The organism is Micromonospora sp. MW-13, assembly GCF_003434305.1.
Lineage (GTDB): Bacteria > Actinomycetota > Actinomycetes > Mycobacteriales > Micromonosporaceae > Micromonospora.
The window spans coordinates 42,986-65,446 of the sequence record NZ_QKKX01000044.1; the positions used below are offsets into that span (position 1 = coordinate 42,986).

A 22,461-nucleotide genomic window follows, 5' to 3' on the forward strand; every position below is an offset into this window, starting at 1 on the left:
GGATGCAGCCGGGTTCTGGTCCCCGCCGGGGCGACGCCCTTGCGGCCGGTGTCCCGCCCCCACGGGCGGGACACCGGCCGCCCCCCGATCAGCCGCAGAACTCGGGAAAGCTCTCGTAGCCGATCCAGTACGGGTCGAACCCGCCGCTGGGGTAGTAGTAGACGTACCCGCCCCACTGGATGCACTTGTCCGCCGCGTTCACGTAGACCGGGCCCGCGTAGTAGCTGTAGTTGCCCCGGTCGACGACCCAGCTACCGCCCTGCACCTTCACGCGGGCGTCCACCGGGGTCTTCACGCCCAGGTGGTTCTGCTTGAGCGTGACGACGCAGTTCTTGCCCGTGCTGCGGTTGTAGAGCACATAGATGTAGTAGTCGCCGTCCTGCGGGTTGACGTCGAGGACGTAGTACCCCGCCCCGCAGAGCCCGGACGCGGAGTACGGGTTCTTGTCCGCCGCGTGGGCCGCGGTCGGACCGGTCAACAGGGCGGCCAGACCCACGGCGAACGCCACCACGACTGCGGCGAACCGCCGGCCCAGCACGTCGGCGAGCCTCTTCTGGCGAATGGACACGTTGTTCTCCTTCCGGACGCCGCACCGGAACGCGGCGCCCTGTCGGACTCGTTCGTACCGGCGCGGTTGATTGATCGCGTCCCCGATCGGGCCGCGCCGATCAATCCCGCCCGGACGGCCCGCCGGGAACCGCCGTCAGCGGTCGGGGTACCGGCACGCCGCCCGCCCGGCGGCGACCCGCTGGCCCGGGTCGAGAGGCCGGGACGGGGCGGCGAGCCGGGCCCCGGCCACCCGCCGGACGTCGAGCACGTCGGTGGGCCCGTCGCCGCCCAGGCAGGCCACCGCGGCCAGCAGCACCGCACCGGCCGGCTGGACGGGCGGGTGCCGCCGGGCGGGCCGCCACTCGGCGGTGAAGGCGGGCCCCGAGGGGCCGGTCAGGGCAAGCTGGTGCCAGCGGGGCGACGCCCGGCTGTCGTCGGCGTAGTACGCGGCGAAGCCGACCACGTCCACCCGGCGGCCGGCGGCCCGCAGCCGCAGCCGGCCCCGCTCGGCGGTGCCCGCCTCGGGCGTGGGCTCGGCGGCCAGGGTGATCTCGGTGGGTGGCGTCCGTCCGCCCGGGCAGTCGACGGGGGCGGCCCCGGCCGCCGGGTTGCCGTGCACGATCCCCGAGGCCATCACCCCGCCGCCGGCCACCGTGAACCAGCGGACGTCCGGCGTACCCGACGTGGCGTCCAGCACCGTGTCGCCGAGGCAGAAGCCGGTGAAGCCGACCGGGCAGCCGGCCGGCACCATCGACAGCACCGGGGCGTCGAGGTGCGCGCCGCTGCGCACGCGTGCCCCGATGCCGTACGTCGTGCCGGTGAACCGGGCTTCCGGCCCGACGGACGGGCAGGTCACCGCGTGGGGCGCCGGCCCCGTCCCCCGGGACACCGCCGGGTCGCGTTCGGTGAGCAGCCCGACCGCCGTGGCGGCCACGGACACCACCGTGGCCGCCACGAGCACCCGCCGGGCGAGCCGACGCCGCGCCGCCGGCCCGCCGGGCGCCACCGACCCGAGGGGCCCGGACGACGACGACGGCCCGGACGACGACGGCCCACACGACGGCACCGGCACGGCGAGCGCCTCGGCGTCGGGTGACCCGGCGGTGACGGCGGTGACGACCGGCAGGGGCTCGGGCGGCGCGAGGTCCGCCGGCACGGGATCGGGTGGCCCGGGATCGGGTGGCCCGGGACCGGGTGACCCGGAGTCGGGCGGCGGGCCGACGGCCGCGCGCAGCTCGGCGTCCAGCTCGTGCCAGCGATGCCGCCACTGCTCGGTGTCCCCGCCGCAGGCGCCCACGTACGCCAGCACCACGTCGAGGCTGGGCCGGCGCATCCCGCTCGCGGCCTCGGAGAGGGTGGTCGGGCTGTAGCCGGCGGCCCTGGCCAGCACGCGGTAGGTGGGGTTGCCGGCCGCGGCCCGGAGCATCCGCAGTTCGTGGGCGAAGCGCGGCAGCGGACCGGCCCCGAGATCGATCGGTCTTTCCTTGCGCGCCACGTCGCCCCCGTTCCCGTGTACCGGCCATGACGCGCCGGGTCCGGGCCGGCGCCGGATGGATCGTACGAAACTGCCCGTACCGCAACGGGCGCCCGGCTGGCCGTCGTGGCCCCGGGTCACGCTCCACAAGGCATCCTAGGAGGACAGTACGGATTTGGTCGGGCGTCAGGCTGGGCCCGCCGGTGTCGCGGCGCCGTCGACCGCTCGTGGTGGCTGACGCCCGGCGGTTCACCCGGGCGGGGCACGATGGGTGCATGGACATCGAGCGGGTCGACCCCGCACCCGATCGGGCGTTCCGCCGGGTGGTCCTGCGGCAGCGCTGGGAGAATCTCACCTTCCTGCACTGGGCGGTCGCGCCGGAACTCGTCGCGCCGCTGCTGCCCGCCGGCACCCGCCCGGACACCCTCGACGGGGTCACCTACGTCGGGCTGATCGGCTTCCGGATGGTCGGGCTGGGTTTCGGCCGGGGACCGGGGGTGCCGTACCTCGGCACCTTCTGGGAGACCAACGTGCGGCTCTACTCGGTCGACGGGAACGGCCGGCGCGCGGTGGTGTTCCGCTCGCTCGACGCCTCCCGGCTCGTCCCGGTGCTGGTCGCCCGGGCGACCCTGCGACTGCCGTACCTGTGGTCGGCGATGCGGCTGGACCGCGACGGCGACCGCTACACCTACCGGTGCCGGCGCCGCTGGCCCGGCCCGGCCGGCACGACCAGCCGGATGGTGGTGCGGGTGGGCGGACCGATCACCGACCCGACCCCGGTGGAACACTTCGTCACCGCCCGCTGGGCGCTGCACACCCGGGCGTACGGGCGAACCCTGCACCTGCCGAACTGGCATCCCCGTTGGCCGCTGCACCGGGCCGAACTGCTGCACCTGGACGACGACCTCGTCACCGCCGCCGGGCTGCCGGCACCGGCCGGTCCGCCGGTGAGCGTGCTGCACTCCCCCGGCGTTCCGGTCGTGTTCGGCTCTCCGGTCACCCTGCACCGGCCCGGCTGACCGCCACGCGGGGTGGCGGCGATCAGCACGAGCCGATCCGGGCTGGACCACGCCGGGTGATCACAGAGTTCGCTGGTACTCCTCCCAGGTGAGCTTGGGGGTGACGGCGGGCCCGTCGTCGGCGCCGCGGTCGGCCAGTCCGTTCAGCCCGAGGTAGTAGTCGCCGGCCTGGTGCTGGGCGGGCGCCGACTGATCCGTGTCGGCCAGCGCGACGGCGTGCACGTGGTAGGGCCAGTTCCCCTGGCTCGGGGTGCGCAGCCAGGCGGCGAAACCGACCTGACGCAACTGCCGGACCACGGTGGTGCGGTACGTGCTGGACATTCCGTCGACCGACAGGTCCAGGACTCCGCCGCCGTCGTGGGTGCCGGCCGAAGTCGGATCGCTCGTGCTGTACGAGCCCTGCGAGATCGTCAGCTGCCGGCCGAGCAGCCGCTCGGCTTCGAGCAGCATGGCCCGGGTCCGGGTGTTCACCTGGGCGCCGCGGAAGGCGACGGCGCTGCCCGGCGTGAGCACGCGGGCCACCGTGAAACGCTGGTCACCGAGCAGCCGCAGCGACGTCTGCCCGGGCAGGCCGGTGGCGTCGAGCCCCGAGTAGCCGAGGGAACGCTGGTACGCGGCGTAGGCCGAGACGGTGCTGGTGCCGAAGTGCCCGTCCACATAGGTGCTGGCGAGCAACCCCCGGTCCCGCAGGGCCCGCTCCACGAGCAGCACGCTGTCCTTGCTGCCGGCGGTGATGGCGGTGTCGGCGCGGCGCGGGTCGATCTGCGCGGCCTTGATCAGTGCTTCCATGTCGACCTGCGGCAGCTCGGCGGCGCCCGGGGCGGGCAGGGCCTGGCCGCCGACCGCGAGGCCGACCGTCGCGGCGACGGCGTTGTGGAGCAGGTGTCTTCTGGTGGGCACTGTCCCTCCGAGGCGGGTGGTGGGAGCCGTGGTCGAGGTGGCCGGCGACCCGGACACCGCCGCCGGCCGAGGTGCCGATGACCTTACCCTCGCTCGGGCCGGTCGAGGTGCCCCTCCGCGCCGGCACCCGTCGGCTACGACGCCCCGGGGCCGCAGTTGTTGCTGGTACGCGTGACCGTGTACTCGGTGTCGTCGTGGGTGATGCCGGACGGCGAGCCGTCGAAGTGTGCCTCCACCTTCTGCCAGCCCCGGCGCTGCTCGTAGTGCAGATGCGGCGCCCCGGAGTTGCCGGTGCTGCCGACCCGTCCGATCTGCTCGCCCCGGGCGACCCGCTGACCGACCCGGACCAGCGGCGGTTCGAGCAGGTGGAGGTACTGCGTCTCCCACCGGCCGCCGTGGTCGATCTTCACCCAGTACCCGCCGCCCCGGCCGCGCGGGCCGTCCGGGTCGTCCGGGGTACGCCCGCCGAGGGACCCGTTGATCCCCGCCTCGGTGACCGTGCCGGCCTCGGACGCGAGCACCGGCCGTCCCCACGCCCTGCCCCCGGTGGGGAACAGGTCGACGTCGTAGTCGTCGTGGCCCGGGTAGGTGCCGAGCTGCCAGGTCTCGCCGCAGGCGACGGGGAGTTGGAAGGACGGTCGCGGGCCCGGCGGCAGCAGCATTGGGACGACGACCGTGGCGACGGCGACGACGGCCCCCACCGCGCCGAGCGCGAGGACGGCCCGGACGATCCGGGTGCGGCGATGGCGGCGGGGGCTGGTCGGGTGGCCGGTCGTCACCGCCCCGAGCATGGCAGACGCCGGCAAGGCGCCGGCTGCCGGGTGCGGCCCGGGTCGGCCTCGCGGCACCGGCGCGACCCTCGGTACCGGGAGCTGGTGCGGGCGGAGTTCTCCACGGTCACCACCACGGAGAACGTGATGAGGCGGGACGCGCTGGAGCCCACCCGCGGCAGCTACGACTGGGGGCGTACGAGCCGAGAGTTCAGCCGACCGCCGCCCCGACGGTCCGGTGGGCCGCCGCCTCGTCGCGGTGCCGCAGCACGAGGTCGGCGGCGACGGTGAGCCCGCCAGCCTGCCGCATCCGCTGGCTACACAGCTCCGCCCGTTCCCGGAACGAGTCCTCGTCCAGCAGTCGCCCGATCTTGGCGAGGATGTCCTCGACGTCCAGGGGGTCGGTGTGCTCGACGGCCAGCGCCACCCCGCTGTCGACCGCGCGCACCACCCCGTCGGGACAGTCCAGCCAGAACGGCATCACCAACTGCGGGGTGGCGAAGTGGACGGCCTCGTGGATGGCGTTGGCGGCACCGTGGTTGAAGAAGACCCGCACGTGCGGGTGGGCCAGCACCCGAAGCTGGCAGGGCAGCCACTCCTCCACCCGAAGGTTGCCCGGCAGCCGTGCCGCGGACGGGAGGAGGCGCTGCTGGGCCGCGGGCAGTTTCCAGAGCACGGCGTGCTCGGGCCCGAGCCGGTCCGCGACCTCGACGATCGTCCTCATCTGCCCCTCGGACGGTCGCATGATGGTGCCGAACCCGACGTAGACCACTGAGGGGTGGTCGTCCAGCCAGCGGTCCAGTTCGTCGTCCCGGTCGGCCGGCGGCAACTGCCTGGGCACCACCGGACCGAGCATCCGCAACTTCGCCGGAGCGGTCGGGAACGGGTACTCGAAGCCGAAGACCGTGTACGACATGAGCGCCGCGGCGTCCTCGGCGTAGAGCGCCGGCCGCATCTCCGGATTACGGAGGCCGGCCGCCTTGCGGCGGGCGATGGCGACGAGGTTCCGCCGTAGCCGGTCCGGCTCCATCAACGCCCGCACCAGCCTGCTCCGGAAGCCGGCGTTGGCCGCCTGCTGCCGGGGCGTCATCCGCGCCGGCAGCCCGGAGAACGGGGCGGGATAACGGGGTGGCAGCAGTTCCTGGAGGAAATTGGACGGCGGTGTGGAGATGCTGACCAGGAAGGGCACCTGCCGGGTCTGTGCCGCGTCCATCGCCCAACTGGCCTGGCTGTCCACCACGGCCACCGCCGGTTGGACGTCGTCGATGACCTCCAGGCAGCGCCGGTAGAGCTGCTGGATGTAGTCGAAGTCGGTGCAGACGTCGAGGTACCGGGCGAACCTGTCCGCACGGTCACCGTTGGTCAGCGCCCGGTACGTCGCGTCGTCCCAGGTGTCCGGTGACGACTGCGGGAGGGCCGGGCCGAGCGAGACGAAAGAGACCTCGCCCGGGCCGGGCAGCCCCTCGACGTCCGCCCGGCGGTCCTCGGTCGATGCGAACCAGACGTTCCTGACGCCTCGGGCCTTCAACTCGCCCACGATCCTGAGTAACGGGTTGAACAGACCGGCGCTGTTGTAGGTGGATACCAGTACCGCGCTGCCGCGCTCGTCTCCGGTCATGAACACCGTCCCATCCGTCCTGCCCGACCTCGCCGCCCCACCCCGAGAACGTCGTGCGGCGGCGGGCTGATCGCGAGACGTTCAGCCAGGGGCGGGCCGGCTGTCGAGGTGTGCCGATGCGCCGTGAGGTCAGCGTGAATCCGGCCGATAGATCGCCACTCAGCGGCCTCCCGAAATCCTAACATCGCTGTATTTAGATGCGGCCATATTCGTGGCCACGAGCTGCCGGTGCGGGCTGCCGCCCACCGCACCGGCGACTCGAACTCCACCTGGCTGAAGTCCATCCCCAGGGAAACGGTCGGGCCACTGTCGTTTGGGCAGAGGCGTTCCCGGCAAGTAGTTGGCGGTAGCTCAGGTGCAGGCAAGGGACAGACGGGAGCCGGCAATGGTCAAGGGTGACATCGACACGTACCACGAGGATGGGCAGTGGAAGACCCGTCCGGAGGGCAACCAGCAGGCCAGCAGCACCCATGATGCCAAGGACGAGGCGCAGGCCCGGGGGCGCGAGATGGCGGTGGACCGCGGCGTCGAGCACGTGATCAAGAAGCAGGACGGCACGATCGGGGAGAAGAACACCTACCCGCGCAGCCGCGACCCGCGGGACATCAAGGGCTGACCGCGGCTCAGGGACGGCTGAGGTCGGCACCCGGAGCGGGATCGGAAGCCCAGGTGGAGGGGGCCGGCCAACGTGGCCGGCCCCCTCCACAGGTGAGCCGGCCGCCGCCGCGCCGCCGGGTGGAGCGCGACGATCGACGAGTGGCTCCGGCCGGGCCCGTGGAACCTGGCTCAGGAGGCGGTCACCTTCCTGCGGGACTCCGTCCCGGTCCGCTGCCGCGCCGCCTGCGCCAGTCCTGCCGCGACGATCGCCAGTGCGACCAGCAGCGCACTGACCCACAGCGGGGACCGGTAGCCGAGCCCCGCGCCGATGGTGACGCCACCCAGCAGGGGACCGACGGTCGCACCCACGTTCAGGGCGACGGTCGCGAACGAGCCACCGAGCGACGGCGCCTCCACGGCCGCGTACAGCACCTGGGTGATCAGCGTGGAGCCGACGGCGAAGGAGAGCGCCCCCTGGACGAAGACGAGCAGGAACGCCGCGACCGGGTTGCCCGCGGTGATCGTGAACAGGAGCCAGCCGATGAGCAGGGCCGGGCCGCCGGTCACCAGGAGTCGCATCGGCCGGGCGTCCGACATCCGGCCCGCGACGGTCACCCCGACGAACGACCCCAGGCCGAAGATCGCCAGCAGTGCCGGCACCCACCCCTGGCCGTACCCGCTGACGTCGGTGACCAACAGGGCCAGGTAGGTGAAGCTGCAGAAGGTTGCGCCGTTCACGAGCGCGGCCAGGCACAGGGTCACCAGTACCCGGGGACGGCGCAGCGCCCGCAGTTCCCGCCGCGCGCTCGGCGCGGCCGGGTCCGGTGCCGTCGCCGGAACCGAGCGCAGGACCGCGAAGACGGCCGGCACCGAGAGGACGGCCACCGCCCAGAAGGCCACGCGCCAGCTCCAGAGCTGACCGAGCACGGCACCGGCCGGTACCCCCGCGACACAGGCGAGGGTGACGCCGCCGAGCAGGACGGAGGTGGCCCGGCCCTTGGCGTCCGGTCCGGCCATGCCGGCCGCCGTCGCGACGGCGACGGCCAGGAACCCGGCGGTGGCCAGGGCACCGAGGACCCGGGTGGTGAGCAGGACGCCGAAGCTGGTGGTGACGGCCCCCGCAACGTGCACGAGCATGAAGGTGATCAGGAAGACCAGCAACGCCCGGCGTCGCGGCCAGCGCAGACTGAGGATGGCCACCAGCGGCGCGCCGACGATCATGCCCGCGGCGAAGGCCGAGGTCAGCGCCCCGGCGGCCGGGACGGACACGTTCAGGTCACTGGCGATGTCCGGCACCAGGCCGGACAACATGAACTCGGACGTTCCCTGGGTAAAGACCGCCAGTCCGAGCAGGTAGATGGCGAATGGCATGACGACTCCACAACCGCGTCTGAAACGAGACAAGGCGCGGCAGGCCACCGCAACCCACGGCCGGGTGTCTGCGAGGAACGTTCATCCAGCCGTGCGCATACCGGGAGCACCGCGCGAGGACACCCCGGGAGCCGGCATCACGGACCCGGCCGGAAGGCGGAGGCGGTGAGACGGAGCGGGGAGAAACAGCCCGGGCGACGGCGGTCCGGCGGCAGGCATGGCAGAGAGGCGCACTGTCGTCGGACTCGACGACGCGTCAGCGCGACATCACCCAGCGGACGCCACCGGACGACCGGTGGCTAGCGTCTGGACGCCTCGGGGCTGGACATGGAGCCGACCCTAGCTGCCGTACGCGCGCCCGTCAAAGGCCGGGGAGCATGATGTCGAGCACCACCACGTCGTACCGGTGTTCGGTCGCGGCCGGCGCGCGCCGCGAGCTCCTCCTGGGTGAGGCCGGCCCGCCGCCGGTTCCCCGATCATCTCCTCAGCACCGCGCCCCTCCAGCAGCACGCCGCGACGCTCACCCCGTCGGCTGGGACTCCGCTCCGCGACTGATGCGCAGAGTCAGCACGTCGGTACGGACCGTGATGTGTCCGTGGAAGAGTGCCGCCCCGTCCGCCCCGTAGCCGATCTGGGTGGCGGTGACCAGCGGATGCCCGAGCGCCACGCCGAGCCGGGCGGTGGACTCCTCGTCGGCGAGCACGGCCGCGAGTTCGATCTCCGCCCGCCGCACCGGCACGCCGGTCGCGCTGGCCAGGAACTCGAACATGTCCAGGTCGATGCTGACCAGGCCGGACGGGTCGAGGTCCCGGCCGGCGAAGCGCAGCGGCAGATGGTCCCGGATCCAGGCCGCCGCGACCCCGTCCACGGCGAACAGCCGGTCGACCCGCCACACCGGCGAGCCCGGCTCCAGCCCGAGCACCCTGGCGCAGTCAGCCGGGCAGGTCGCCCGGCTGACCGCCGCGTCCTGGAGCGTCGGCCGGTGGCCCGAGGCGGTGATCCGGTCCCGCAGCGCGGTCACGTCACCGATCGACACGGGCACCCGCTCGCCGCCGTCGTGCACGAAGGTGCCGATCCCCCAGGTACGGGTCACCACGCCCTCGCCGGCGAGTTGGCCCAGCACCTCGCGCACGGTGGCACGGCTGACCTCCAGCCGATCGGCCAGCTCCCGCTCGTTTGGCAGCTTGTCGCCCGACCGGAACTCGCTGCCGATCAGCTCCCGTAGCCGACCGTGCGCGGCCTGTAGCGCGGTCTCGCGCCGAACCATCCGCTCCACCTCTTCATTCCCCGCCGCCGGCCGTGGCGTACGGAGTTTAGTTCGTCGGGGCCCACCCGATAAATCGACCGGCAGGGCACTACCAGACCTGTTCGAGCACCCGCACGGTGTTGCCGCCGATCACCTTGGCGATCTCGTCGTCGGAGTACCCGTGGCTGACCAGCCAGCCGACGATGTTGCCGAACGCCTCGCCCGGGTTCTCCACGCCGGACACGTACTCCACCCGGGGGTGCTCCGGCCGGTTGCCGGCGTCGTGCGCGTAGTTGCCGGCGTAGGTGTTGTGCACCCCCACGTGGTTTCCGAACATCGTGTCCGGGCCGAACGTGACGTGGTCGATGCCGACCAGTTCCACGCAGTACGTGAAGTGGTCCATCACCGACTCGATCGAGTGCTGCGGGTGCTCGGCCGACAGGGTGGTGTGCGGAGCGGCCTCGATGCCGATCACGCCACCACGCTCGGCGCAGGCCCGGATCACCTCGTCCGGCTTCATCCGCGAGGTGTCCCACACCGTGCGGGCGCCGGCGTGGGTGATGAACACCGGCACCCGGCTGGCCTCGATCACGTCCAGCGAGGTCTGGTCGCCGGAGTGCGAGACGTCGATGGCGACGCCGAGCTTGTTCATCCGGTCCACCGCACGCCGACCGAAGTGGGTCAGCCCGCCGTCGTGCCGCTCGGAGAGGCCACCGCCGAGCATGTTGGCCTGGCTGTAGGCGATGCCGAGCTGGCGGACGCCGAAGCCGTAGAGGATGTCGATCCGGTCCAGCTCGTTCTCGATCGGGCTGGCGCACTCCAGGCCCGCGACCAGCGCCAGCCGGCCGTCCCGCTTGGCGGCGTGGATGTCGGCCAGCGAGGTGGCCAGGAAGACGTGGTCCTGCTTGTAGAGGTCACTCATCCGCATCCCGAGGGCGTAGACGAGGTCGTTCCACTTCCAGCCGTTCTCGCTGGTCACGCAGGAGGCGCCGGCCATGAAGTTGTCGAACACCGCGGTCAGGCCGGAGCGGGACAGCCCCTCGTAGCCGGTGCGCTGGCGCGCGGTGCGGTTGTACGTGCGAAGCTCGCCGACGTCCTCGGGCAGGACCACCGGGTGCTCGTGCAGGGAGATCGCGACGTGCTCGGTGAGCAGTCGGGTCACCCGCGCACGCTGGGCGTCGGTCAGGCCGAGGTCGTGCTCGGGCACCCGGCCGACTTCCTGCGCCAACTCGAACACCCGGTAGTCCGAGTGCGGCTCCAGGTACGAGTAGGACCTGTGCCCCTGGTACCGGGGGGCGGGTTCTTGCAGCAAGACACTGTCTCCTTCGGGACGGTCGCCGGTCGTTCACGCGGCCAGCGGGAAGTGGCAGGCAACCGGGTGGACTCCGGCGGCCAGCGGCGGTTCGGTGGTGGCGCAGGTCTCGGTCGCCTGCCAGCAACGGGTCCGGAACCGGCAACCAGAGGGCGGGTCGACCGGGCTGGGCGGGTCACCGGCCAGCAGGATCCGCTGCCGTTGCCCGCGTCCGGCGGGCTCGGGCACCGGCACGGCCGAGAGCAACGCGCTGGTGTACGGATGCCGGGGCGTGTCGTACAGGCTCGCCTCGGGGCCGGTCTCCACCAGCTTGCCGAGGTACATCACCGCCACCCGGTCGGAGATGTGCCGCACCACGGACAGGTCGTGGGCGATGAAGACGTACGCCACGCCCAGCTCCTCCTGGAGCCGTTCCAGCAGGTTGACCACCTGGGCCTGGACCGACACGTCCAGCGCGGAGACCGGCTCGTCGCAGACGATCACGTCGGGTTGCAGAGCGAGCGCCCGGGCGATGCCGATGCGCTGGCGCTGCCCGCCGGAGAACTGGTGCGGGTAGCGGTCCAGGTGCAGGTCGGGATCGAGGCCGACCAGGTCGAGCAGGTCCCTGATCCGGTCGATCCGGCGCCGCCGGTCCAGCACGTCTGGGTGGATCTCGAAGGGCTGGAGCAGGATCTCCCGGATGGTGCGCCGCGGGTTCAGCGACGTGTACGGGTCCTGGAGCACGATCTGGATTCGCCGGCGCAGCGCACGCAGTTCCCGACCCTTGGCCGTGTGCACCACCGACTCGCCGAAGCGCACCGCGCCGGAGGTGGGCTGTTCCAGCCCGACCAGCATCCGGGCCAGGGTGCTCTTGCCGCAGCCGGACTCGCCCACCACGCCGAGGGTCTCGCCCCGGCGCAGGTCGAAGGAGACCCCGTCGACGGCCTTGACCACGCCGCCGGAGGTGAACGGTATCCGCCCCTTGAGCGGGAAGTGCTTGACCAGGTTCTCGACCCGCAGCACCACGTCATCGCCGGGTGGCACCGAGCACCTCCTCATGGTGGTGGCAGGCGCTGGCCCGGTTGGCGGGGAGCACCTCCAGCGGCGGCAGGACCGTCCGACACTCGTCGGTCGCCCGGGGACAGCGCAGGTGGAACGGGCAGCCGGCGGGCAGCCGGGCCGGGTTGGGCGGGGCGCCCGGGATCGCGTAGAGCACGTCGTCGCGCCGGTCCACCCGGGGCATCGAGGCGAGCAGCCCCTCGGTGTACGGATGGGCCGGGCCGTCGAAGATCTGCTCGACCGTGCCCCGCTCGACGATCCGGCCGGCGTACATCACCGCCACGTCGTCGGCGACCTCGGCCACCACCCCGAGGTCGTGGGTGATCAGCAGCAGGCCCATCCCGCTGTCCCGCTGGATCTCCGCGAGCAGCTCCATCACCTGGGCCTGCACGGTCACGTCCAGGGCGGTGGTGGGCTCGTCGGCGATCAGCAGGTCCGGTTCCAGGCAGATGGCCAGCGCGATCATGATGCGCTGCCGCATCCCGCCGGAGAACTGGTGCGGGTAGTCCCGGATCCGGTCCTTGGCGGCCGGGATCCGGACCCGGTCGACCAGTTCGACGGCCCGGCGGCGGGCGTCGGCCCTGGACATGCCGCGGCGCACCCGCAGCACCTCCATGATCTGGTGCCCGACGGTGAAGACCGGGTTGAGCGCGGCCATCGCGTCCTGGAAGACCATGCCGATCTCCTCGCCGCTGATCCGGTCCCGCTGTTTGCGCGGCAGGGTGAGCAGCTCCCGGCCGTGCAGCCGGACCGCGCCGCTGATCCGGGCCGGCGGCGTGTCGAGGATGCCCATCACCGCCTGCGCGGTGACGCTCTTGCCGGAGCCGGACTCGCCGAGGATCGCCAGGGTCTGCCCGGGGTCGACCTTGAGCGACACCCCGTTCACCGCGTTGACCGGCCCGCTCGGGCCGGGGAACGCGACCCGCAGGTCGTCGATCTCCAACAGGGTCATCGCAGCACTCCGGCCTCGGCGAGGAAGTCGCGCACCACCTGCTGGAACAGATCGGGCTCCTCCAACTGCGGCGAGTGCCCGGACTTCTCGAAGACCACCAGCCGGCCGTCGGGGACCAGGTCCGCGATGACCTGCGAGGCCGCCACCGGGGTACGCCAGTCGTGCCGGCCCACGGTGACCAGTGTCGGGCAGGTGATCGACGGCAGCTTCGGCTTGAGGTCGTAGCGGGGCATGTTCTGCCCGAAGGCCGCGTTGTGGGTCCGGTAGTGGAACCGGGTGGCGGCCAGCTTCGCCTCGTCCTTGGCCGGGTCGTGCTGGTGGTCGTACAGCGGCAGGATGGCCCGCCAGTACTCCCGCAACTGCTCGTTGCTCTCGAACCGGCCGGTGCCGATCCGCTCGATGACCCACTCCGGGATCACCGAGCGGTCGGTGTTGCGGGCCCGCTCGACCGCGAGGTGGTCATGGGCGGTGTCCGCGGCGGTGTCCCGCAGCACCAGCGCGGAGACCCGGTCGGGGTGGGCGACGGCGTACTCCAGGGCGATGAACCCGCCGTACGAGCCGCCGGCCATGACGATCTTCTCGTAGCCGAAGTGCTCCCGGATGGCGTCCACGTCGGCCACCCACTGCTCGTGGGTGAACGGCTCGTCGTCGCTGGACTCGCCGGACCCGCGGGCGTCGAAGACGATGACCCGCATCCGGTCGGCGAACGGGCCGAACGAGCGCTTCGGCTCGTTGCGCGAGCCCAGGCCGGGCGCACCGTGGTGCACGATCATCGGCGGTGCGTCGGTCGGGCCGAACGCCTCGACGACCAGTTCCGCTCCGTTGATCTTCATCGGACCCCCTCGATGACGTTGGATGCCAGGTCGCGCGGGTAGCTGGTGAGCCGGCGCGGGCCGTCCTCCCCTACCAGGACCGTGTCGGAGATGCGGTAGCCGGCGTGGCCGGGGACGTAGACGCCCGGCTCGCTGGAGAGCAGCATGCCGGGGGCGAGCACGGTGTCGTCGCCGTCCTCGACCCACGGCGCCTCGTGGTTCTGCAACCCGATGCCGTGCCCCTGCCGGTGCCGGATGTAGTCCCCCAGCCCGTGCCCGCGCAGCACGTCCAGGCAGATCCGGTTGACCTCGGCGCAGGTCCGACCGGCGATCATCGCCTCGGTGCCGACCTCCTGCGCCTGTCGGTCGGCCTCGTAGTAGCGCACCTGCTCGGCGGTGGGTTCACCGATGACGAAGGTGCGCTCGCTCTCCACGAACCGGCTGGCCACCGCCGCGCCGAGGGAGAGGATGAGGGTGTCCCCCGGCTGGATCCGCCGACGGGTCGGCAGGCCGTGCGGCAGGGCGGAGTTCGGGCCGGCGTAGACCAGCCCGCCGGCCAGCTTGGTGGTGTAGACGACCAGCTCGTAGTCGGCGTACATCCGGTCGGTGCCGTACCCGATCACGTGCCGGGCGATCTCGTCCTCGCGGGGCAGCGGTCCCCCGCCGGCCAGCGCCTCCTCGATCAGCGCCCGGCCGGCGCCGAGCATCTCGTCGCAGATCCGCGCGGCGGCCTCGTGGAACGGGATCTCCTCGGGGAACTTGCGCAGCCGCAGCCGGGACACCGCGTCGGTGGTCTCCAGGTTGACCCCGGCGATGGCCAGGGACAGTGCCCGGAACGCGCCGACCGAGATGCCGGCACTCACCCCGATCCGGCGGATCGGGCCGCCGGGGCGGGACAGCGCCGCGGCGAGGGTCTGCTCGGCGGTGACCACGCCCGGGTACTCGAAGTAGCTGGCCGTGGCCACCTGGACGCCCTGCTGGGCGGCGTACTCCTCGTCGAGCCGGGGGATGACCAGCAGCGGATCCCCCGCCCGCGGCATCCAGAGGTAGACGGGGCGTTCGGTGGCGATGTAGAAGAAGCCGCTGAGGAAGGCGACGTCGGCCGGCGAGCTGGCCAGGAAGCCGTCCAGGCCACGCTCGTCGAGCGCCTCGGCTAGCCGGGTCCGGACGCTGGTGTAGAAGCTGTCGGGCAGTCGCATGGTCAGCCTCCGTTACGGCGGGGGTCGCGGGTGTCGTTGAACCGCATGCCGGCGACGGTCGCCGAGAGCACCAGCAGCAGGATCGCCAGGGACGGGAAGAGCGTCTGCCACCAGGCGATGGCGATCACGCCGCTGCGCTGGGCGTTGAGCAGGATCCGTCCCCAGGACCAGGCGTCCGGGTCACCGAGGCCGAGGAAGCTCAGGCCGGCCTCGGAGATCACCGCCCGGGAGGCGGTGAGCAGTACGCTGACGATCACCAGCGAGACGACCGCGGGCAGGATCTCCCGGGTGACGATCCGCCAGCCGGTGGCGCCGAGCACCCGGGCCCCGTCGATGTAGGGCATCGCGCTGACCACCAGGCCCTGCGACCGGATCAGCCGGGCCACCTCGGGCCAGGCGAAGAATCCGATGATCATGGTGAGCGTCCAGACGCTGGGGTTGACCACCGCGGCCAGCATGATCATCAACGGCAGGGTGGGCAGCGCCAGCATCACGTCGGTGATCACCGTGGCGACCGCGTCGATCGGGCGGAAGTAGGCCGAGGCCAGCCCGATCGCGGTACCCAGCACGATCGCGATCACCGAGGCGGCCAGGCCGATCACCAGGCTGGTCCGGGTGCCCCAGACCACCTGGGCGAAGATGTCCTGCCCGAGGTCGTCGGTGCCGAACCAGTGCGCGCCGGACGGCGATTGCAGCACGTCCGCGCCGGCACCGACCGGCTCGTCGGCGATCAGCGGCGCGAAGACCGCCATCACCACCATCACGAGCAGCACCAGCACCGACAGCGCCGCGGAGGGCTGGCGCAGGTAGCTGTACCAGGACCGCCTGACGGCGGCCGGGGCGACCGGTGGCACCGTCTGCTCGGTCAGCACGGGGGCGCTCACGGCATCCTCCCTTCACAGGTGGCGGCTTCGGGGCTCCGCTGCGCTGCACTCCTCGCGCTCACAGTCGAATCCTTGGGTTGAGGACGGCGTAGAGCATGTCGGTCAGCGCGTTCGCGGCCACCACGGTGACGGCGAGCATGATGAACGCCCCCTGGAGCACCGGATAGTCCTGCTGCCCGACCGCCTCGAAGATCAGCCGGCCGACTCCGGGATAGGCGAAGACCGTCTCGGTGAGCACCGCGCCGCCGACCAGGGTGCCCAGTTGCAGGCCCATCAGGGTCAGCGCCGGCAGGATCGCGTTGCGCAGGCCGTGCTTCCAGACCCGGCGCCGGGCCGACAGGCCCCGGGCCTGGGCGGCCCGGATGTAGTCCTCGCCGAGGACCTCGATCATGTTGGTGCGCAGGGTCAACGCGTACGGGCCGAGCTGCACCAGCACCAGCGACAGCACCGGTAGCACCAGGTGGTGCGCCAGGCTCAGGTAGGCCGCCGCACCCCGGGTGTCCGGGTCGATCGCCCCACCGATCGGGAACCAGCCGAGCCGGGCGCCGAGGAAGACCAGCAGCAGCATGGCGACGCTGGGCACGAAGAGCGCGTGCCCGCCGATGCCGAGCGCCTGGAGCGTACGGTCCAACCACCTGCCCCGGTGCACGGCGGCGGAGACGCCGATCGGGATGCCGACGGCGATGGTGATGACGAACGCGCTGCCGGCGAGCAGCAGCGTCCAGGGCAGCCGGTCGACGATGATGTCGGCGACCGGTTGGATCTGCCGGAACGAGATGCCCAGGTTGCCCTGGAGCAGCTCACGCAGGTACGACACGTACTGCTCCCACAGCGGACGGTCCAGGCCGTACGTCTTGAGCAGCGCCGCCTGCATCTCCGGCGTCATGTCCCCCTCGACCATCAGGGACGTGGGGTCCCCCGGCAGCAGCCGGAGCAGGAAGAACGTCGAAGTGATCGCAATCCACACGGTCAGGACGGCTTTCAGTGCCCGACTGAGCACGAAACGTGCCACGGGGGACCCCTCCTTTCCTTCTTGGTTCCGGCTACTTGACCGGGGTGACCTGGGCCAGCGAGTACGCGGTGACCATGCCGAGCAGGTCCGACGGCGACGGGGCGAAGCCGGTGAACTTGCTGCCGTTGTAGGCGAACCGGAAGTTCTCCACGTACAGCGGGGTCAGGTACGCCTGGTCGTGCACGACCTTGTCGAGGTTCTTGATCTTCGTCTTGAACGCCTCGGGGTCGGTGGTGCCGGCCGCCTCGTTGATCAGCTTGTCGATCTCGGTCGACTTGAGCAGGTTGTAGTTGATGCCACCCGGGTTGCTGGACAGGTAGGTGCTGCGCAGCTGGTCCATCGGGTTGTCGAACACACCCCACTGCGAGGCGTCGATGTCGTACTCGCCGCTCTTGGTGCGGGCCAGGAACGTGTTCCGCTCGACGCACTCGTTCTCCAGCTTGATGCCGGCCTTGGCCGCGCTCTCGCGGAAGAGCTGCACCACGCGGGTCATGTTCGCGTTGGACTGGTCGCACGCCACGCCGAAGGCCAGCTCGTCGAAGAACCCGTCGTTGTTGGCGTCCTTGTAGCCCGCCGCGGTCAGCTTGGCCTTCGCCCCGGCGGGGTCGAACGCGTACGGCTTGACCTCGGTGTTGTCGTAGTCCGAGAAGATCGGCGAGATCGGCCCGGCCATCTCCTGGGCGTCGCCCTGGAGCACCGCCGAGATGATCGACTTGGTGTCGACCGACATCGACAGCGCCTGCCGGACCTCCTGGTCGGCCAGGTGCTTGTTCTTCATGTTGTAGGTGAGGTGGGCGAAGCCCAGCGCGCCGACCTTCGCCATCTTGATCTTCGAGTCACCCTCGAAGGTCTTCGCCGCCGACACCGGGACCGGGGTGCCCATCAGGTCGATGTCGCCGTTGCGCAGCGCCAGCATCATCGTGTTCACGTCCGGGTAGACCCGGTACTCCACCTTGCTGACCGCCGCCTTGCCACCCGGGGCGAGCGGGTAGCTCTCGTTGCGCTTCATGACGTAGCGCTGGCCCTTGGTCATGCTGTCCAGCACGAACGGCCCGGCCCCGACCCAGTTCGTGTCGTTGGGGAACTTGGACAGGTCGCCGGCCGGCTCGAAGACGTGCTTCGGCACGATCGACATCCAGAACCCGACGCCCTCCGCGAACGGCGCGTACGGCTGGGAGAGCTTGAACTTGACCGTGGTCGCGTCCGGCGCCTCGATCGACTCGACCCAGGTCAGCTTCGCGGCGACGTTGCCGAGCTTGTACTTCATGATCATCTCGGCGCTGAACTTGACGTCGTCCGCGACCACCGGCTTGCCGTCGGTCCACTTGAAGTCGTCCCGCAGCACGAAGACGGCGGTCTTGCCGTCATCCTCGTAGCGGTACTCCTTGGCCAGCTCCGGCGCCTTCTTCGCGTTCTCGTCGATCCGCAGCAGGTGCGGGTACATCGCGTTGAGAATCCACGAGTCGGTCTTGCTCAGCGACTGCAGCGGATTGAAGTTGCTCACGTCGGTGGTGGTGCCGATCCGCAGCACCGAACCGTCCGTCGAGGTGTTCGAGGACGCGTTGTCCTCGTTCAGGCCGCAGCCGGAGACACCCAGCGCGGCCACCACGCCGAGCGCGACGGCGAGCCGCCACCGCCCCTTGACTGTCTTTTTCACCAAACCTCCTGAAGAACCCGGATGATGTTGCCGCCGATGACCTTGGCGATCTCGTCGTCGGAGTAACCGTGCGTGACCAGCCACCCGGCGATGTTGCTGAAGCACTCCGCCGGGTTCTCCATGCCGCTCACGTACGGGACCCGGGGGTGGTCCACCACCCCGTGGGCCTTCCCGATCGCCAGGTGCTGGGTGAAGCTGTCGTGCAGCCCGACGTGGTCACCGAAGTTGGTGTCCGGGCCGAACGCCACGTGGTCGATGCCGACCAGTTCCACGCAGTACGTGAAGTGGTCCATCACCGACTCGATCGAGTGGTGCGGGTGCTCGGCCGACAGGGTGGTGTGCGGAGCGGCCTCGATGCCGATCACGCCCCCGCGCTCGGCGCAGGCCCGGATCACCTCGTCCGGCTTCATCCGAGGGGTGTCCCAGACCGCGCGGGCGCCGGCGTGGGTGATGAACACCGGCACCCGGCTGGCCTCGATCACGTCCAGCGAGGTCTGGTCACCGGAGTGCGAGACGTCGATGGCGATGCCGAGCTTGTTCATCCGGTCCACCGCGCGCCGACCGAAGTGGGTCAGCCCGCCGTCGCGGTCCTCGGAGAGCCCGGATCCCAGCATGTTGGCCTGGCTGTACGCGATGCCCATCTGGCGCACGCCGAAGCCGTAGAGGATGTCGATCCGGTCCAGCTCGTTCTCGATCATCGTGGCCGCTTCCAGGCCCGCCACCAGGGCGATCTGGCCGTTGCGCTTGGCCTCGAAGATCTGTTCCAGCGTGGTCGCCACGACCACGTGGTCCTGCTTGGCGACATCGGCGAAGCGCAGGCCGATGTCGTAGATGACGTCGTCCCACTTCCAGGCGTGCTCGCTGGTCACGCAGCCGGTGCCGTTCATGAAGTTGTCGAAGACCGCCGTCATGCCGGAGCGGGCCAGGCCCTCGAAGCCGAACGAGTTGCGGCCGGTGCGGTTGTAGTCACGTAGCTGCGACACGTCGGCCGGCAGGATCTTCGGGTGCTCGTGCAGCGAGATGGCCAGGTGCTCGCTGAGCAGCCGGGCCACCCGGCGGTGCTGGTCGTCGCTCAGGCCGAGGTCGTGCTCGGGCACCCGGCCGAGCTGCGGCGCGAGTTCGAAGACCTTGTAGTCGGCGTGCGGCGTCAAGTAGTCGAAGGACCGGTATCCGGCGTAGCGGGGGGCGGGTTCCTGCACTCGTCAACTCACCTCGTCGGGTTAGAGGTATGAGGCATGAGGTCTGACCTCATGCCTCACGGGAGATTAGCCGAGCGACAACAACCTCCGGAATACCTCGTGACCTGACCGTTACCGGAAACAGTCAACATTCCCGCAGGTCAGGACAGCTCCTGGGCGGTCGCGGCAGCCGACGCCGACCAGCCTCACCCGCCGTCCACCCGATCCCCGATCCGCCGAAAGGCGAACTGCCGGCACCCGCGCGGCACGACACGCAACCCAGTGGTCTGACCACCTGGCCCGGCAATTACCCCAACACTGTTCAAATTGCCCGACGGCGTACGTGTGGCGGCGCGGCAGCGGGCCGGCCGCTCACGCCGTGGCCGGTCGCAGGCGACCTCGGGCCACCAGTTCGACGGTGAGGACGACGGCGACGGCCTCCACCGCCAGCAGGCCGACCAGGACGAACAACTGCGTGATCCCGGCCGCGAGTGGGCTGGCCCCGCCGAGCAGCACGCCGACGAAGGCGCCGGGCAGGGTCACCAGGCCGACCGTGCGGGTCTGGTCCAGCGCCGGAATCAACGCCTGGCCGCCGGCGGGGCGACAGACCAGCAGCACCGCGTCGCGGGGCGGCAGGCCGAGGGCCAGGGCCGCCTCGACCTCGCCGCGCCGGCCGGTGAGCTCGTCGAGGGCGCGTCGGCCGGCCAGCGAGGTGGCGGTCATCGCGCCGCCGATCAGGATTCCGGCGACCGGGATGACCGCGATCCCGCGCAGCGGGACCAGGCCGGCCAGCAGCAGCCCCGCGACGACGGACAGGCTTCCCACGACGATGGGCACACCGGCCCACCAGCCGCGCGCCCCACCGCCGACGCGCCGCGCGGAGGTGCCCGCCGCCACCGCGCACATCAGGACCACGAAGGCGGCGGTGGCCCACAGCGACGCCACGATGGCGGCGATCAGCAGCGACACGGCCGCCAACTGCACCGCCGCCCGGGCGGCGGCGACGGCGATCTGCCGACCGTGCCCGAGCTTTCCGACGGCGGCCACGATCGCCGCGACGGCGGTCAGCACGACCAGGGCGACGAACAGTTCGGGGCCGACCACCAGCATCGTCGAGGGCATCCGGTCAGTCTGTCGCAGCGGTTCGGGCAGCGTCGCGCCGCTCCGGCCCGGTGTGTGCGGGCACGGGTGCCGCCTGCGGCGGCGCCGGGGCGACTGTCAGGACGGGGCCTTGACCTGACCGTCGAAGGCGATGCTGCGCCACAGGTCGAACTGCCGGTCGTTGCCGATCAGGGGGTTGCCGACCAGCGCGACGGCGGCCGTCACCTCCTCGTCGTTGCGTAGCTGGCGGAAGTAGCCGGGGCCGACCAGGGCGATGCCCCGGTTGGTGGACTGGATCAACTTCATGTCGTCCTCCCACAGGTTGAGCGGCGGGGCCGGGTTGACGTAGGTCAGCGGGTTGATCCGGCGACCCGCCGGATCGATCATGTGCCAGTGCAGGTGCGGCCCGGTCGAGGAGCCCGAGCCCGGGGCACCGGCCGCGCCGCCGGACCTGCCGACGATGGCGCCCGACGCCACCGAGGTCCCGTTCGCCAGCAGGAACTGGGACAGGTGCAGGTACTGGCTGCGGTATCCGTCGGAGTGGCTGATGGTCACGGTGTGACCGCCCGTACCGTTGTTCGGGATGTTCTGGATCGTCCCTGCACCACACGCGGGTAGGTTCGTGCCGACCGGCATCGCGAAGTCGATGCCCCCGGCGGACCCCCGGTCGATGTGCTCCTGCCACCCGTCGGTGATCGGGTAGCCGCCGAACGGGTTGTAGATCACCGGCGCCGCCAGCGCGGGCGCCGACTTGAGCAGACCGCCGAGCACCACACCACCCGCCACCGCCGCCGAGCCCCGCAGCAGCTCCCTGCGGCCCACGGTCGGCAACTCGCCGTCGTCGCCGCGCTGAGACCGCGGCTCGGTGGTCGCCATGACTACCATCCCTCCTCGCCCCGGGTGGGACACGCGTCCGCCGGGACCTCGTCGGGAGATCATCCCCGGGCCGCCACTATATCCACAACGACGGATGTCCTCAGTCCCCCGGACCGACCGAGGTCGCGGCGCCCCACACCGGGACGGCGCGCGACCCGGTGGGGCCGCCCCCGGACGTCGCCGGGCCGGCGGTCCGAGGCAACCGGCCACGCCGGCCTCCCGTGAGCGGAAACACGGGCGAAGGTGGACACTGCGGACAGCGCAGGTGACTGTCCACAATCCGACACTCGGTGCCCTGAGCGCTGCGGTGATCCAGTTACCCGCTCGGGCCGCCGATGGGCTCGTGACCTGCGCATATGGTTGATTCATGCGGTGCGGACCGCAGGCCGGCCGCGCGACGTGGGCGGTGCGGCGGCGCCGGAGGGTGCGGCGAGCACGTGCGCACCGGCCGCGGAGGCAGTCCCGGCTTCATGTCCCGGCACCGCGTTGGCAGCGTCGTCGCGATGGCAGGTTCGAAGATCATCGGCCGTCCGTGCGTCGACGAGGCCGCACATCAGGAAGGGAGTGTGCAATGGGGAGTTTCCGGGATCGGACCAGCAACCGGGTGTACGAGTTCGCGGTCCTCGTCACCACGCCCGTGTGCGGCCTCCTGCTGGCCATGGGTGACATCCGGCCGCAGTCGGTGGAGGTGGCGATGCCCGGCTCGATCAGGCTCTGGTGGGAGTTCGGCCTGATCGTGGTCGGCGTCGCGGGCCTGCTCGGCATGTTCTGGCCGGGGAACTGGAAACCGAGGCGCTGACCGTCCGGGACCAGCTGACCGCGTCCCAGCGCGAACTACAGGAGCTGCGGAGCACGGTGTGGGACCTGACCAGGACGCTGGAACGGTGGCGGGAAGT

21 protein-coding genes are annotated in these 22,461 nt (G+C 71.4%); 3 read left to right on the forward strand and 18 right to left on the reverse strand.

Going from position 1 to position 22,461, the window contains the following annotated elements; genetic code table 11:
- Window positions 1-88 precede the first annotated feature (88 nt).
- Window positions 89-568, reverse strand: coding sequence for a hypothetical protein (locus tag C5N14_RS20995; protein WP_117669830.1), 480 nt, complete (start codon window positions 566-568; stop codon window positions 89-91).
- Between the two features lie 135 nt (window positions 569-703).
- Window positions 704-2,044 carry a helix-turn-helix transcriptional regulator gene (locus tag C5N14_RS33315; RefSeq protein ID WP_243639869.1) on the reverse strand — a complete coding sequence of 447 codons (1,341 nt, stop codon included), beginning with the start codon at window positions 2,042-2,044 and terminating at the stop codon, window positions 704-706.
- 254 nt (window positions 2,045-2,298) lie between these two features.
- Between C5N14_RS33315 and C5N14_RS21005 the strand changes: the two genes are divergently transcribed.
- A complete protein-coding gene (locus C5N14_RS21005; protein WP_117669831.1) occupies window positions 2,299-3,042 on the forward strand; it encodes a YqjF family protein in 744 nt (247 codons plus the stop codon).
- 60 nt (window positions 3,043-3,102) lie between these two features.
- On the opposite strand, the gene C5N14_RS21010 is transcribed toward C5N14_RS21005, so the two are convergent.
- The 3 genes from C5N14_RS21010 to C5N14_RS21025 form a co-directional block, all read right to left on the reverse strand.
- Complete coding sequence (locus C5N14_RS21010) at window positions 3,103-3,942, reverse strand: peptidoglycan-binding domain-containing protein (RefSeq protein ID WP_117669832.1); 840 nt, start codon at window positions 3,940-3,942, stop codon at window positions 3,103-3,105.
- Between the two features lie 134 nt (window positions 3,943-4,076).
- On the reverse strand, window positions 4,077-4,733 hold the full coding sequence (locus C5N14_RS21015; RefSeq protein ID WP_117669833.1) for a M23 family metallopeptidase: 657 nt from the start codon (window positions 4,731-4,733) through the stop codon (window positions 4,077-4,079).
- Between the two features lie 190 nt (window positions 4,734-4,923).
- The gene (locus C5N14_RS21025; protein ID WP_243639887.1) at window positions 4,924-6,330 is read right to left on the reverse strand and encodes a glycosyltransferase; all 1,407 of its coding nucleotides are present in this window, start codon (window positions 6,328-6,330) and stop codon (window positions 4,924-4,926) included.
- Between the two features lie 385 nt (window positions 6,331-6,715).
- On the opposite strand from C5N14_RS21025, the gene C5N14_RS21030 reads away from it, so the two are divergent.
- A complete protein-coding gene (locus C5N14_RS21030) occupies window positions 6,716-6,946 on the forward strand; it encodes a DUF2188 domain-containing protein (protein ID WP_117669836.1) in 231 nt (76 codons plus the stop codon).
- 170 nt (window positions 6,947-7,116) lie between these two features.
- Here the strand turns inward: C5N14_RS21030 and C5N14_RS21035 are convergent, their stop codons facing one another.
- The 13 genes from C5N14_RS21035 to C5N14_RS21095 form a co-directional block, all read right to left on the reverse strand.
- Window positions 7,117-8,298 (reverse strand): Cmx/CmrA family chloramphenicol efflux MFS transporter, encoded by a 1,182-nt coding sequence (locus C5N14_RS21035; RefSeq protein WP_117669837.1) that lies wholly within the window; start codon window positions 8,296-8,298, stop codon window positions 7,117-7,119.
- A gap of 520 nt (window positions 8,299-8,818) precedes the next feature.
- Entirely contained in the window at window positions 8,819-9,565 is a 747-nt protein-coding gene (locus C5N14_RS21040; protein WP_128763617.1) for a GntR family transcriptional regulator, read from the reverse strand.
- 88 nt (window positions 9,566-9,653) lie between these two features.
- A complete protein-coding gene (locus tag C5N14_RS21045; RefSeq protein ID WP_207892807.1) occupies window positions 9,654-10,856 on the reverse strand; it encodes a dipeptidase in 1,203 nt (400 codons plus the stop codon).
- Window positions 10,857-10,889: 33 nt separating this feature from the next.
- Window positions 10,890-11,894, reverse strand: coding sequence for a dipeptide ABC transporter ATP-binding protein (locus C5N14_RS21050; protein ID WP_117669839.1), 1,005 nt, complete (start codon window positions 11,892-11,894; stop codon window positions 10,890-10,892).
- On the reverse strand, window positions 11,863-12,846 hold the full coding sequence (locus tag C5N14_RS21055) for an ABC transporter ATP-binding protein (RefSeq protein WP_117669840.1): 984 nt from the start codon (window positions 12,844-12,846) through the stop codon (window positions 11,863-11,865). Before C5N14_RS21055 ends, C5N14_RS21050 begins: the two co-directional genes overlap by 32 nt.
- A complete protein-coding gene (locus tag C5N14_RS21060; RefSeq protein ID WP_117669841.1) occupies window positions 12,843-13,679 on the reverse strand; it encodes an alpha/beta fold hydrolase in 837 nt (278 codons plus the stop codon). Before C5N14_RS21060 ends, C5N14_RS21055 begins: the two co-directional genes overlap by 4 nt.
- The gene (locus C5N14_RS21065; protein WP_117669842.1) at window positions 13,676-14,857 is read right to left on the reverse strand and encodes a Xaa-Pro peptidase family protein; all 1,182 of its coding nucleotides are present in this window, start codon (window positions 14,855-14,857) and stop codon (window positions 13,676-13,678) included. Before C5N14_RS21065 ends, C5N14_RS21060 begins: the two co-directional genes overlap by 4 nt.
- A gap of 2 nt (window positions 14,858-14,859) precedes the next feature.
- A complete protein-coding gene (locus tag C5N14_RS21070) occupies window positions 14,860-15,741 on the reverse strand; it encodes an ABC transporter permease (protein ID WP_243639873.1) in 882 nt (293 codons plus the stop codon).
- Between the two features lie 58 nt (window positions 15,742-15,799).
- Window positions 15,800-16,753: an ABC transporter permease gene (locus C5N14_RS21075; protein ID WP_117669843.1), complete on the reverse strand. Its 954-nt coding sequence runs from the start codon at window positions 16,751-16,753 to the stop codon at window positions 15,800-15,802.
- A 31-nt stretch (window positions 16,754-16,784) separates the two neighbouring features.
- Window positions 16,785-18,410 (reverse strand): ABC transporter substrate-binding protein, encoded by a 1,626-nt coding sequence (locus C5N14_RS21080; protein ID WP_117669844.1) that lies wholly within the window; start codon window positions 18,408-18,410, stop codon window positions 16,785-16,787.
- Window positions 18,407-19,609, reverse strand: coding sequence for a dipeptidase (locus C5N14_RS21085; RefSeq protein WP_117669845.1), 1,203 nt, complete (start codon window positions 19,607-19,609; stop codon window positions 18,407-18,409). The genes C5N14_RS21080 and C5N14_RS21085 overlap by 4 nt, the downstream gene beginning before the upstream one ends.
- Before the next feature lie 351 nt (window positions 19,610-19,960).
- Entirely contained in the window at window positions 19,961-20,710 is a 750-nt protein-coding gene (locus tag C5N14_RS21090) for an ABC transporter permease (protein ID WP_243639875.1), read from the reverse strand.
- A gap of 96 nt (window positions 20,711-20,806) precedes the next feature.
- Complete coding sequence (locus C5N14_RS21095) at window positions 20,807-21,565, reverse strand: M23 family metallopeptidase (protein WP_117669847.1); 759 nt, start codon at window positions 21,563-21,565, stop codon at window positions 20,807-20,809.
- A 571-nt stretch (window positions 21,566-22,136) separates the two neighbouring features.
- Here C5N14_RS21095 and C5N14_RS21100 point away from each other — a divergent pair.
- Entirely contained in the window at window positions 22,137-22,364 is a 228-nt protein-coding gene (locus tag C5N14_RS21100) for a hypothetical protein (protein WP_117669848.1), read from the forward strand.
- Window positions 22,365-22,461: the final 97 nt, after the last annotated feature.

Bases quoted from the DNA above. Each gene is read 5' to 3' on its own strand.
- C5N14_RS21005 (WP_117669831.1), top strand. From the start codon at position 2,299: ATGGACATCGAGCGGGTCGACCCCGCACCCGATCGGGCGTTCCGCCGG.
- C5N14_RS21015 (WP_117669833.1), bottom strand. From the start codon at position 4,733: ATGCTCGGGGCGGTGACGACCGGCCACCCGACCAGCCCCCGCCGCCAT.
- C5N14_RS21025 (WP_243639887.1), bottom strand. From the start codon at position 6,330: ATGACCGGAGACGAGCGCGGCAGCGCGGTACTGGTATCCACCTACAAC.
- C5N14_RS21030 (WP_117669836.1), top strand. From the start codon at position 6,716: ATGGTCAAGGGTGACATCGACACGTACCACGAGGATGGGCAGTGGAAG.
- C5N14_RS21035 (WP_117669837.1), bottom strand. From the start codon at position 8,298: ATGCCATTCGCCATCTACCTGCTCGGACTGGCGGTCTTTACCCAGGGA.
- C5N14_RS21040 (WP_128763617.1), bottom strand. From the start codon at position 9,565: ATGGTTCGGCGCGAGACCGCGCTACAGGCCGCGCACGGTCGGCTACGG.
- C5N14_RS21050 (WP_117669839.1), bottom strand. From the start codon at position 11,894: ATGAGGAGGTGCTCGGTGCCACCCGGCGATGACGTGGTGCTGCGGGTC.
- C5N14_RS21055 (WP_117669840.1), bottom strand. From the start codon at position 12,846: ATGACCCTGTTGGAGATCGACGACCTGCGGGTCGCGTTCCCCGGCCCG.
- C5N14_RS21060 (WP_117669841.1), bottom strand. From the start codon at position 13,679: ATGAAGATCAACGGAGCGGAACTGGTCGTCGAGGCGTTCGGCCCGACC.
- C5N14_RS21065 (WP_117669842.1), bottom strand. From the start codon at position 14,857: ATGCGACTGCCCGACAGCTTCTACACCAGCGTCCGGACCCGGCTAGCC.
- C5N14_RS21090 (WP_243639875.1), bottom strand. From the start codon at position 20,710: ATGCCCTCGACGATGCTGGTGGTCGGCCCCGAACTGTTCGTCGCCCTG.
- C5N14_RS21095 (WP_117669847.1), bottom strand. From the start codon at position 21,565: ATGGCGACCACCGAGCCGCGGTCTCAGCGCGGCGACGACGGCGAGTTG.
- C5N14_RS21100 (WP_117669848.1), top strand. From the start codon at position 22,137: ATGGGGAGTTTCCGGGATCGGACCAGCAACCGGGTGTACGAGTTCGCG.